This window comes from Parcubacteria group bacterium (assembly GCA_041657845.1).
GTDB lineage: Bacteria > Patescibacteriota > Minisyncoccia > Moranbacterales > JAKLHP01 > JAKLHP01.
Genome location: JBBABD010000024.1, coordinates 1 through 11504, shown reverse-complemented (window position 1 = coordinate 11504; position 11504 = coordinate 1). Strand labels below are relative to the sequence as shown.

General features: G+C 37.6%; 15 protein-coding genes and 1 rRNA gene. 15 read left to right on the top strand and 1 reads right to left on the bottom strand.

From position 1 onward, the window contains the following. Positions 1-213 precede the first annotated feature (213 nt). The 7 genes from WC906_04070 to WC906_04040 all read left to right on the top strand — a co-directional run bounded on the left by WC906_04070 (position 214) and on the right by WC906_04040 (position 3756). A complete protein-coding gene (locus WC906_04070; GenBank protein MFA5777589.1) occupies positions 214-507 on the top strand; it encodes a hypothetical protein in 294 nt (97 codons plus the stop codon). After that, a complete protein-coding gene (locus WC906_04065) occupies positions 456-1073 on the top strand; it encodes a nucleotidyl transferase AbiEii/AbiGii toxin family protein (GenBank protein MFA5777588.1) in 618 nt (205 codons plus the stop codon). The genes WC906_04070 and WC906_04065 overlap by 52 nt, the downstream gene beginning before the upstream one ends. A 98-nt stretch (positions 1074-1171) precedes the next feature. Next, on the top strand, positions 1172-1513 hold the full coding sequence (locus WC906_04060; protein MFA5777587.1) for a DUF5674 family protein: 342 nt from the start codon (positions 1172-1174) through the stop codon (positions 1511-1513). Then, positions 1510-1842, top strand: a complete 333-nt coding sequence (locus WC906_04055; protein MFA5777586.1) for a hypothetical protein — start codon at positions 1510-1512, stop codon at positions 1840-1842. Before WC906_04060 ends, WC906_04055 begins: the two co-directional genes overlap by 4 nt. Before the next feature lie 87 nt (positions 1843-1929). After that, positions 1930-3009, top strand: coding sequence for a D-alanine--D-alanine ligase (gene ddlA, locus WC906_04050; GenBank protein ID MFA5777585.1), 1080 nt, complete (start codon positions 1930-1932; stop codon positions 3007-3009). A 76-nt stretch (positions 3010-3085) separates the two neighbouring features. Beyond that, positions 3086-3427, top strand: coding sequence for a DUF5674 family protein (locus WC906_04045; GenBank protein ID MFA5777584.1), 342 nt, complete (start codon positions 3086-3088; stop codon positions 3425-3427). After that, on the top strand, positions 3424-3756 hold the full coding sequence (locus tag WC906_04040) for a hypothetical protein (GenBank protein MFA5777583.1): 333 nt from the start codon (positions 3424-3426) through the stop codon (positions 3754-3756). The genes WC906_04045 and WC906_04040 overlap by 4 nt, the downstream gene beginning before the upstream one ends. A gap of 65 nt (positions 3757-3821) precedes the next feature. Here WC906_04040 and WC906_04035 read toward each other — a convergent pair whose 3' ends face one another. Next, on the bottom strand, positions 3822-4328 hold the full coding sequence (locus WC906_04035) for an NUDIX domain-containing protein (protein MFA5777582.1): 507 nt from the start codon (positions 4326-4328) through the stop codon (positions 3822-3824). A 144-nt stretch (positions 4329-4472) separates the two neighbouring features. On the opposite strand from WC906_04035, the gene WC906_04030 reads away from it, so the two are divergent. The 8 genes from WC906_04030 to WC906_03995 form a co-directional block, all read left to right on the top strand. Then, the gene (locus WC906_04030) at positions 4473-4769 is read left to right on the top strand and encodes a GIY-YIG nuclease family protein (protein ID MFA5777581.1); all 297 of its coding nucleotides are present in this window, start codon (positions 4473-4475) and stop codon (positions 4767-4769) included. Positions 4770-4792: 23 nt separating this feature from the next. Then, positions 4793-5932 carry a 1-deoxy-D-xylulose-5-phosphate reductoisomerase gene (locus tag WC906_04025; protein MFA5777580.1) on the top strand — a complete coding sequence of 380 codons (1140 nt, stop codon included), beginning with the start codon at positions 4793-4795 and terminating at the stop codon, positions 5930-5932. Positions 5933-6053: 121 nt separating this feature from the next. Further along, positions 6054-6770, top strand: coding sequence for a 2-C-methyl-D-erythritol 4-phosphate cytidylyltransferase (ispD, locus tag WC906_04020; GenBank protein MFA5777579.1), 717 nt, complete (start codon positions 6054-6056; stop codon positions 6768-6770). Beyond that, complete coding sequence (gene ispF, locus WC906_04015) at positions 6752-7237, top strand: 2-C-methyl-D-erythritol 2,4-cyclodiphosphate synthase (protein MFA5777578.1); 486 nt, start codon at positions 6752-6754, stop codon at positions 7235-7237. The genes ispD and ispF overlap by 19 nt, the downstream gene beginning before the upstream one ends. Further along, on the top strand, positions 7234-8097 hold the full coding sequence (ispE, locus tag WC906_04010) for a 4-(cytidine 5'-diphospho)-2-C-methyl-D-erythritol kinase (protein MFA5777577.1): 864 nt from the start codon (positions 7234-7236) through the stop codon (positions 8095-8097). The genes ispF and ispE overlap by 4 nt, the downstream gene beginning before the upstream one ends. Positions 8098-8248: 151 nt before the next feature. Then, positions 8249-9301, top strand: a complete 1053-nt coding sequence (gene ispG, locus WC906_04005) for a flavodoxin-dependent (E)-4-hydroxy-3-methylbut-2-enyl-diphosphate synthase (GenBank protein MFA5777576.1) — start codon at positions 8249-8251, stop codon at positions 9299-9301. A 66-nt stretch (positions 9302-9367) separates the two neighbouring features. After that, positions 9368-10393: a hypothetical protein gene (locus WC906_04000; GenBank protein MFA5777575.1), complete on the top strand. Its 1026-nt coding sequence runs from the start codon at positions 9368-9370 to the stop codon at positions 10391-10393. 555 nt (positions 10394-10948) lie between these two features. After that, positions 10949-11504: ribosomal RNA gene (locus WC906_03995) — 23S ribosomal RNA — on the top strand; the annotation flags it as partial.

Here is an 11504-nt window from a genome sequence, read left to right as displayed (position 1 = left end):
ACTTTATGTCGGCAAAAACATAATCGAGGCCCAGCACGGAAGAATTTATGTCGAATCTGAAGGAGCGGGAAAAGGGTCGAAGTTTATCGTAGAATTGCCGATTGTCCAGCCGAAAGGGTAGGGTTGCAGTTTTTAGGTTATAGTATTTTTTAACCCCGGTTTTGGCCGGGTTTTTGATTTGATTTTCGGTTGATTTTATGCTACAATTAAGGCATGAAAACGATAGGAAAGCAGAGTCTTTTTTGGGATGTAGACCCAAATGAAATTGATGAAAAAAAACATCGAGATTTTATTGTTCAAAGAATATTGATGTTTGGCGATACTGATGATTTAAAATGGGCAGTTGATGTTTATGGAATGGAAATCATCAAGGATATTTTTCAAAAAAATTATCAAAAAATGGATTTCAAATCCAGAAATTTCTGGTGTTTTTACTTTAACCTAGAAAAAGAGAAATGCAACCAAATGCAATCAACGAAAAAACGAGGAATGTTTTGGAGAAATTAGTTTCAAGCGTTATTGCCTCAGAATTTTATTTAGCCGGAGGAACTGCGTTGGCAATTCAATTGGGACACAGAGAGTCAGTTGATCTTGATTTTTTTTCCAAAGAAAATTTTTCTAATTCCGAAATAAAGAAAAAATTATCAGAAATTGGAGATTTTTTTCTTTCCGGTGAGGAAGAAGGAACCATTAATGGAGTTTTGGACGGAGTAAAGTTGAGTTTTTTGAGATATGATTACGGTCAACTTTATCCATTTTTAGAATTTGAGGGCTTGAAATTAGCCGATGAACGTGATATTGCGGCGATGAAAATTGATGCCATTTCCTCCCGAGGAAGCAAAAAGGATTTTGTCGATCTTTATTTCTTGATGGAAAAATATAATTTAACAGATTTGATTGAATTTTTTGAGAAAAAATTTAAGAACATAAAATACAACAAGCTTCATATCCTCAAAAGCATTACTTTTTTCGATGATGCTGAAAATGAGCCAGTCCCAGTTATGCTTAAAAAAATAGGCTGGGAAGACGTAAAAAACAGAATATCTGAAGAATCCAGGAAGCTCGCTTTGTGAATTCAGTTTGTAGAGCCTAGTTTATTTTTTTAGATTTTTTAACCCCGGTTTTGGCCGGGTTTTTTGACGGTATTTTTCGCTTGTGGTATTATTTCACTATGAAAATTATTGATAAAGAAATCACGATTCAAGAGTTAAAAGAAATGGCGGAAAAAATGTTTGGCAACTTGGTGAAAGCGGTAGTTGACGTTGAAAAAGAAATAATGGCAGTAGACGCTGAACTTCATGCCGATGAAGAAGCATTTCTTCTGGAAAATGGGTCAAAACAAGAAAATCTTTGGGGGATTAACCTGTATCCGGAAATTTCCGGAGATGATTTCGTTGAATTTAATTCAATGATAAATTTGCGTCCGGCACAAGGAAATAGAAGCCGGGGAATTGATGATGTAAAAATTCAGGAAAAAATAAAATCAATCGTTAATAAGCTGGTGAAGAAATGAATTATCAACACAAAAATTTAGCCGAAGGGCGATGGAACTCGCTTTCTTTTCTTGAGCAGATGGCGAATGTCGGAAGCGAAGTTGAAAGGGCTTTAAAATGGAAGGAGAAAAGCAATGCGGAATACAGCCAGCTGGCTTTTGATCGAGCTTTGGAGCTTTTAGATTTAACGATTGGTGATGAGAAAAACAGATTAAGACTCAAAGAGATTTTGAGGCTCAGAGAGATGCTAGCTGATTATTTTGTTTTTAGTAACGCCTATAATTCAGCGGGAAAAAATTTCCAAGATTATTTTTATTCATTTGCCTTTGCAGCTAGAAATAGGACATAGTTCTTAGGTTTAAATTATAGTATTTTTTCAACCCCGATTTCGGCCGGGTTTTTTGATTTTAGTTCAACTTCATGCTAAGTTTAGGAAATGAAAAAAACCGAAAGAATGAAAAAAACAATCGCAATTATTTTTGGCGGGAAGTCAGCCGAGCATGATGTTTCGATTCAATCGGCGCATAGCGTTTTGAAAGTTATCGACAAGCTGAAGTACAATGTAATTCTTGTTGGAATAGATAAAAAAGGCCGATGGTTTCATGTTGATGAAAAATATTTTTTATCCGGAAATCAGCCATTTTTTTCGGATAAATTTGTTAAAAATAATCCGGTTGTTCCTTGTGCGAAAAATGGGGGTTTCTTCATAGAAAATAAAAAAGTTGATGCGGTTTTTCCTCTTGTCCATGGCACTTTTGGAGAAGATGGAGCGCTGCAGGGATTTTTTAAGATTTTTAATGTTCCTTTTGTCGGAGCAGACATTACGGGTTCATCGATTGGAATGGATAAGGATGTCACGAAAAGGCTTCTACGAGAAGCCAAAATTACTGTTGCTGATTATATTGTATATAAAAAACATCAGAAAAATGAAATATCTTTTGAAAAAATTAAAAAAAAGTTGGGTTTGCCATTTTTTGTTAAACCGGCAAGCCTTGGATCTTCTGTCGGGATCAAAAAGGTAAAAAATAAAAGTGAGTTTGAAGTTGCAATAAAAGATTCATTTTCCTATGGCAGTAAAATAATAATTGAAGAATTTATTGAAGGAAGAGAGTTGGAATGTTCCGTTTTGGGAAATGGAAAACCCATTGCTTCAATTCCGGGGGAAATAATTCTTCATCGAGAGTTCTATTCATATGAAGCAAAATATCTGGATGAAAATGCCGCGACTTTGTCTATACCGGCTAAGATATCGAAATCTATGACAAAAAAAATTCAGAGCATGGCCCTAAAGGTATTTGAGACGCTGTGTTGCGAGGGTATGGGAAGAGTTGATTTTTTTATAACTAAAAACAATCAAATTTTTGTTAATGAAATTAATACCGTGCCCGGATTTACTTCCATAAGTATGTATCCGAAGTTATGGGAATACAGTGGCATTCCTTACCCCGCGCTTATAGATAAGCTGATTGAGCTGGCGATAGATCGCCATAATACTGAAAACAAATTCAAAATATAATTTGCATATAATATTAAAATTCCCTGTCTTGGACGGGTTTTTTGACGGTATTTTTCGCTTGTGGTATTATTTCATTATGAAAATTATTGATAAAGAAATCACGATTCAAGAGTTAAAAGAAATGGCGGAAAAAATGTTTGGCAACTTGGTGAAAGCGGTAGTCGATATTAAAAAAGAAATAATGGCAGTAGATGCTGAACTTCATGCTGATGAGGAAGCATTTCTTCTGGAAAATGGGTCAAAACAAGAAAATCTTTGGGGAATTAATCTATATCCGGAAATTTCCGAAGATGATTTTGTTGAATTTGATTCAATGATAAATTTGCGTCCGGCACAAGGAAATAGAAGCCGGGGAGTTGATGATGTAAAAATTCAGAAAAAAATAAAATCAATCGTCAATAAGTTGGTGAAAAAATGAATTATCAACACAAAAATTTAGCCGAAGGGCGATGGAATTCGCTTTCTTTTCTTGAGCAGATGGCAAATGTCGGAAGCGAAGTCGAAAGGGCTTTGAAATGGAAGGAGAAAAGCAATGCGGAATACAGCCAGTTAGCTTTTGATCGAGCACTGGAGCTTTTAGATTTAACGATTAGTGATGAGAAAAACAGATTAAGACTCAAAGAGATTTTGAGACTGAGAGAGATGCTAGCTGATTATTTTGTTTTTAGTAACGCCTATAATTCAGCGGGAAAAAATTTCCAAAACTATTTTTATTCATTTACCTTTGCAGCTAGAAATAGGACGTAATTTTTAGGCTATAAATTATAGTATTTTTAACCCCGGTTTCGGCCGGGTTTTTGATTGAAAATTTTTTATTTTTCTTGAAAATAAAAGGTGAGCGGCGGAAGATGAAAGGTGAATATCTTTTCCGGAGTATTCTGAATCATTGTTTTAATTTCATCTTCAGGAATCCATTTTTGATTCTTTGTTTCGCTTTCTTGGGCAATGAATTCTCCATCTTCCACTTCGCAAAGAAAAACGAAACCAATCCATGGAAGTCCGTTTTTAAGTTGCTGGGTTGCGCAAAAAGGCTTGAAACCAAATGCGTCATCATCACGTAAGATAAAGTTTTTTGTTCGTGTGTTTGGCTCTATGATGCTTACACGGAGACCCGTTTCTTCAAATATTTCGCGCTTAAGTGCTTCGTGCACATCTTCGTATGAATAAATATGACCGGCTGGCAATTCCAGCGTTCCACTGTAAATCGGATCTTCTTTTGGCTTCCAGCGAGTTTGCATTAGGATGTGCGGCACACCGTTAATATTTTTTCTTACGATTGCCACTGTTGTGGGGCGGCACAATTTGTCTATTGGGTGCATAAAATATATATTATTAAATTAAATCTAATATTATAATAACATTTTTCCGATAATCGTGTAACTTGTAAATTTATTTGAGTTTATGCTTTTTTGTTTGAAAGATTATGGATTTTGTGCTAGTATCTATGGGTTATTATTAATCTTTTGAAAAAATGCCCTGTAGTGAAATTTCGAAATGATTATTTTTATAATTACTTATTAAAGAGTGAAAAGAGTAAATCGTTATATACAGGTTATACTGGCGATCTTAGAAGACGTCTAAAAGAACATAATCAAGGATTAAACAAATCAACGAAGCCTTATATCCCATGGAAGCTTGTTTATTATGAGGCATGTTTAGATATAGAAGATTCAAAAAGAAGAGAAAAATATTTAAAAACTACACAGGGTAAAAGATTATTAAAAAGAAGATTGAAAGATTATTTATATAAAAATAAATAATAATTCGAAATTCTACTACAGGGATGAAAAAGTTAGTAATTTTGGGGAGCACGGGGAATATTGGGGGACAAGTGTTGGATGTTGTCAGCAAATATCCCAAAAAGTTAAGTATAGCAGGACTCGCTGCTAACAATAATTTTGATTTACTTTTGAAACAGATCAAAAAATACAAACCGAAAGCGGTGGCTATTCCGGACGAAAAAGAAGCAGAAAAAATGAGGAAGAAAATATCAATCCCGGTATATTCAGGAGAAAACGCTTTGGTCAAACTTACTAATATCAGCGGATACGACACGCTTATCAATTCAGTTGTTGGTCTAGTTGGAATTCGAGCAACGCTTAATGCTATTCGAAAAAAGAAAGATATTGCTCTGGCTAACAAGGAAACTTTGGTAGCGGCTGGATCGATAGTGATGAGGGAAGTGAAGAAATACAAAGTAAAATTAATGCCGATTGATTCTGAGCACTCAGCACTGTTTCAATGTCTTAATGGGGAAAAAAGATCAGAGGTGGAGCGCTTAATAATAACTTGTTCCGGAGGAGCGCTTTGGAAGAAAACCAAAAAAGAATTGGAAAATGCCACAGTTGATAATGCGCTTAATCACGGAACTTGGACAATGGGAAATAAAATTACCATCGATTGCGCGACACAAATGAACAAAGGATTTGAGGTGATCGAAGCGATGTGGCTCTATGATATGCCGATTGAAAAAATCGATGTGGTTATTCATCCGCAAAGCGTTATTCATTCAATGGTGGAATATTCCGATGGAAGCATAATGGCGCAAATGGCCAATCCGGATATGCGGCTCCCGATTCAATATGCTCTTTCTTATCCAAAAAGATGGAAGGCTCCAATTGAAAGAATGAATTTTTCCAAAACTCTTACTTTTGAAGAGCCAGACTATGACAGATTTCCCTGCCTCGAGTATGCACTTGAAGCGGCCAAAAAAGGCGGAACGCTTCCGGCGGTGATGAATGCTGCCAATGATTTTATGGTCTGGAAATTTCTGAACAAGGAATGCAAACTGATGGATATTCCGAAAATTGTCAGGAAGGTGATGGACTCGCATAAGGTCATCAAGCATCCGACATTGGAGCAGATTGAGAAAAGCATCGCCGAGGCGTCGAAAAAAGCAGAGGAATATTTTAACAAGTCGTAGTTTTGATATCTTACATATTTGCCTCTGTCAATTTGATTGCTCCGGCACGATGACGGACAGTTTTATAATCGCGCCTCCGAAAATCAAATTGCCATAGTCAAATATGTAAGTTCTAAATGATATGAATATAGCTGTTATTTTGTCTTCCGGAATCGGTAAAAGGATGGGAGCCGGAAAAAATAAAGTTTTGCTGGAACTGGGCGGAAAGCCCCTGGTCTTCCATACGCTTAAGGCTTTTGAAAGATGCCAGGACATTGACGGAATTTTGATCGTAATCAGGAAAGAAGAGATCGAGCTGGCCAAAAAGATTGTCGGGAAATATAAAATTAAAAAAGTCATCGGCATCATCGAAGGCGGAAAAGAGAGACAGTTTTCGGGATTGAATGCGATTATATTTTTGGATGAAATATTGAAAAATAAAGCCGGAGCGGTCGTATTATTCCATAATGGCGCCAATCCGTTCGTAACTCCCGAGGAAATTTCCGATGCGATATTTGGCGCCAAAAAATATGGAGCCTGCGCCGTGGCCCATCCGACAAAAGATACGATCAAAGAGGTTGATGAAAAGGGTTTTGTTGTCAAAACTCTTGAGAGGTCAAAGCTCTGGAATATGCAGACACCGCAGGCGATCAGATTCCCGCTGGCTTTCAGGGCTTTCACGAAAGCCGACAAGGATAATTTTATCGGCACCGATGATGTTTCTCTGGTGGAAAGGATAGGGAAAAAAGTGAAGATAATCCAAGCATCGGAAAATAATTTAAAGATTACGACGCCGGCCGATCTGGCCTTGGCGAAGATTATCATTAAAGACGTAAAAAAATGCAAGACTTCAGAGTAGGAATCGGGCAGGATTCCCACAAATTTTCAAATGATCTAAGTAAAAAATTATTTCTTGGCGGAGTGGAAATTTCTAATGAGGCTGGATTCAAAAGCAATTCTGACGGGGACGTTATTATTCATTCCCTTTGTAACGCCTTGGAGCAGGCAATCGGAGGAGAATCTCTTTCGGTTTATTCTTGTTCGATGTGTCACGACAAAGGAATAACTGACAGCAAAGAATATTTAAAAGTTGCAATGGAACATATCAAAGAAAAAGGATATAAAATAAACAATGTTGGAATTTCAGTTGAAGCGAAAACTCCGAAAATACTTCCTGTAGCAGAAAAAATTCGCGAGACGTTGGCTCCTATTCTGGAAATAAAAAAAGAAGATATTGGGATAAATGCGACTTCTGGAGAAGAATTAACTTCCTTTGGAAAAGGCGAAGGAGTTCAAGCGTTTGCAATTGTAAGTTTGGTTAAATGAAAACTATCAAGCAAAAAGCTCCGGCTAAGATAAATTTAACATTGGAAATAGTCAAAAAACTTCCCAATGGTTATCACGAACTTCGCACCGTGATGACAAAACTTGAAAGTATCTTCGATGAAGTGACGATAAAATTTTATCCGGATAAAAGCGGAATAAAAATCAGGAGTAATTCAAAAAAAATTCCTTTGGATGAAAGTAATATTTGCCACAAAGCAGCAGAAAAATATTTCTCAAAAATCGGAAAAGAAATTGGAATTGTGATTGAAATTAAGAAAAATATTCCAATTGGCGCTGGTTTGGGCGGAGGAAGTTCGGATGGTGCGGCAGTTTTGAAAATACTTAATAAATATTTCAAGAATAAAATTTCTGGCAAAGAGCTGGAAGCGATGGCTTCAGAAGTCGGAAAGGATGTGCCTATTTTTCTTTCTCCCAAGAATTCTGCCTTTTTGGACAGAATGGGAGACAGAATCAAGAAAAATGCAGATCTTTCAGGGCTCAATTTTGTGATAGTCAATCCTGAAATACACATTTCCACTCCGTGGGCTTTTGGAGAAATGCACAAGTATAATAATTTGGGGAACAAAGGGATATCGGTAAAAATGTTTAGATATGTGCAAGAAAAGAATACTGACAAGATAATCAATGGACTTTATAATCATTTTGAACCAGTAATTGAAAAAAAATATCCAATCATTAAGGAAATCAAAAACAAATTAACGGAAGCTGGCGCATCGGGCGCTCTGATGACCGGATCCGGTTCGACGGTTTTTGGAATATTCAAAAGCAAAAAAGACGCTTTGAAAGCGAAAGTAATAATGAAAAAACATTATCCGAAATTTTTTGTGGAAGTTGGGTAGATAATAAAAATTAATAATTTTTCATGTCATTCCTGCGAAAGCAGGAATCTACATAAGCGATAATCACAAGTTTAATGTGCAAACACTAGGCTAGTGAAATTTGAAAGCGTAGATTCCGCATCAAGTGCGGAATGACATAGCCTGTAGTCAAATGAAAAAATACAAATCAAGGGTGGTGAAAGTTGGTCCATATCTTTTGGGTGGAGATAATCCGGTGCGAGTGCAATCAATGTGCAATACGGACACAAGAGACGTTACAGCGACAGTAAAACAGATTTTGGCCTTGGAAAAAGCGGGATGCGAAATCGCGCGCGTAGCGGTTCCGGATATGATTGCAGCCAAAGCGGTGGGGAAAATAAAGAAAAAAATCCATATCCCGCTGGTTGTCGACATTCATTTTGATTACAAATTAGCTTTGGAATGCGTGGCGCAAGGCGCGGATAAAATCAGAATTAATCCCGGTAATATCGGTTCCAGAGAAAAAGTGGAAGCGGTAGTGAAAGCTTGCAAGGCGAAAAAAATTCCAATTCGAATTGGAATCAATGTGGGTTCGCTCGAAAAAGATTTGCAGGAAAAATATGGTCCAACTCCGAAAGCAGCCGTAGAGTCAGCACTCCGTCATGTTCGGATTCTGGAAAAATTAAATTTTCATGACATCCTGATTTCCATCAAATTTAGCGATGTGCCACAGATGGTGGAAGGTTATCGGCTTTTGGCGAAAAAAGTAAATTATCCTTTGCATTTGGGAGTGACGGAAGCGGGGACGTCGTATGTGGGAATAATAAAAAGCACCTTGGGAATCGGAATTCTTTTGAACGAAGGAATTGGAGCAACTATTCGGGTTTCGCTCACAGCTGATCCAGTGGAGGAAATTCGCCCAGGATTTGAAATACTGAAAGCTTTGAAACTTCGAAAATATGGTCCAGAAATGATTTCCTGTCCGACTTGCGGGAGAACCGAGATTAATCTCATCGGTCTGGCGGGAAAAGTGGAAAAGGCTTTGGAAGGAATTGATAAACCAATTAAAGTGGCAGTGATGGGATGCGTGGTGAACGGTCCCGGAGAAGCGCGCGAAGCTGATATCGGAGTGGCGGGAGGAAAAAAGATGGGCGCAATTTTTGTGAAAGGAAAAGTTATCAAATCAGTTGCGGAAGATAAGATATTGCCGGAACTCTTGAAGGAGATTAAGAAGATCATTAAATAGTTGGCTATTTTTGGATAAAGGTAGTAAAATGGTTGGGTTGATTAATAAACTAAAAAATAAACCAAGATGGAAGAAGAAATAAAATCCGTCGATGCGGACAAAGGAGAGTTAAAAAAGAAATCATTGGTAAACAAAAATAATGTTATTTTTGCGGTGGCTCTGATTTTGCTGATTGCAGTGGGAATCGTGTACAAAAACAGCACCAAAAATGTTTTGAGCCAAGAGGCAGTTAAAACCAAAGTGGAAGATTATGTAAAAGCTAATCTGATCCAGCCGGGAACAGATTTCAATATTACTAAAGTCGAAAAACAAGGATCTTTGTATAAAATGACCTTGATGGTCGGCAAACAGGAAATAATTGCTTACGCAACGAATGATGGAAAGATTTTCTTTCCGCAGGCTATTGAATTAGACAAAAAAACCGATAATCCGGCAGATTCTTCAGCGCCAAAGCCAAAAGAGGCAGCTGAAGCTTCAGTGAAAAAAGCTATCCCGGAAGTGGAGCTCTTTGTGATGAGTTATTGCCCATACGGAGTTCAGATCGAAAAAGGAATTATTCCAGTGGTTCAGAAATTGGGAGCAAAAATAAATTTCAAACTTAAATTTGTCGATTATACCCTTCATGGCAAGAAGGAATTTGATGAAAATCTGACTCAGTATTGCATTGAAAAAGGGCAGCCGGCGAAACTGATTTCATATCTGGATTGTTTTACAAAATCAGCTTCAGGCGATAGCGCCAAATGCATAACCAGCACCGGAATAATCAAATCGCAGATTGATGCTTGCGTGAAAAAAACTGATAGTGATAACAAACTTACAGAAAACTTCAAAAGCGATCCCGGATCCTCTCCTTTCGGCTTAGCTTCTGCTGATAATAAAAAATATGGAGTGCAAGGATCTCCGACATTGGTCATAAACGGAACAACCATTGGTTCAGGCAGAGATTCAGCCAGTATTTTGAAAGCAGTTTGCTCCGGTTTCGACAAGCAGCCGGCTGAATGCAGCGTGGCTTTATCATCGACTAATCCGTCTGCCGGATTTGGAGAAGGAACAGCTGCAGCCGGTTCCGGAAATGCTTCCTGCGGAAGTTAAAATAAAAGATAAATGAAGCCGTTTGAAAGAAATTTTAGGCGGTTTTTTTGCCCTTGACAGGTTTTTTATAACTGCTAGAATAGATTCACGTGTTAATTTTAGTGTTTAAAAATAACAAAAACAATTTGAGAAATCAGATTAAAAAATCGAGATGCAAAAGCGGGTGAAACGTTGGGTTTGATATTGCCTAAATGTGATCCGCTGCGAGGGCGGTTTTTTTATTCCCTACAAAATTACAAAATAATTACAAAAGTACAAAAATACAAAAGTTATATTTTAGTGCTGAAACTATTGCATAATTCATGATTCATAATTCATGATTCAGACAAAGGTTTCCGCATCAATTGCATCTTTACAATTGAACAAGGTCTCACTACTTTCTTTGTCTTAGCTCTGGTTAGCGGAAAGGCGGACAGGGGGATGATAGTGATAGTCAAGCATAGTCTATTGATTATTTGCAAAAATAATTGATAGAAAAAAATAGGTTAAAACAATCTTAAATAAGTTAAGTAGTTTTGAATTAAGTGATTCTTAACTGCTAATTCTCAAAAAATTAGAAAGGTTACTTTAACGCGTATGGTGGATGCCTTGACTCATGCAAGCGAAGAAGGACGTAGCAGGTTGCGAAAAGCCTCGGGGAGCTGCCAAGCAAGCTTTGATCCGGGGGTATCCGAATGTGGCAACACACTCAGTTTAACTGAGAATCATTAACTGAATTAATAGGTTAATGAAGCAAACCCAGGGAATTGAAACATCTTAGTACCTGGAGGAAAAGAAATCGAAGAGATTCCGTCAGTAGTGGCGAGCGAAAGCGGAACAGCCGTCAGTCTTTAGCATTAATGTTAATCAAACGCCTCTGGAAAGAGCGGCCATAGAGGGTGATAGCCCCGTAGGTGAAAACATTTTTGTGGAACTAGGTCTGAGAAAAGTAGGGCGGGACCGGAGAAATCCCGTTTGAAGATGGGAGCACTACACTTCCAAGGCTAAATATTGTATGAGATCGATAGTGAACTAGTACCGTGAGGGAAAGGTGAAAAGCATCCCGGTAAGGGAGATGAAATAGTATCTGAAACCATGCGCTAACGAAGAGTTGGAGCGGTTGCTTGCAACC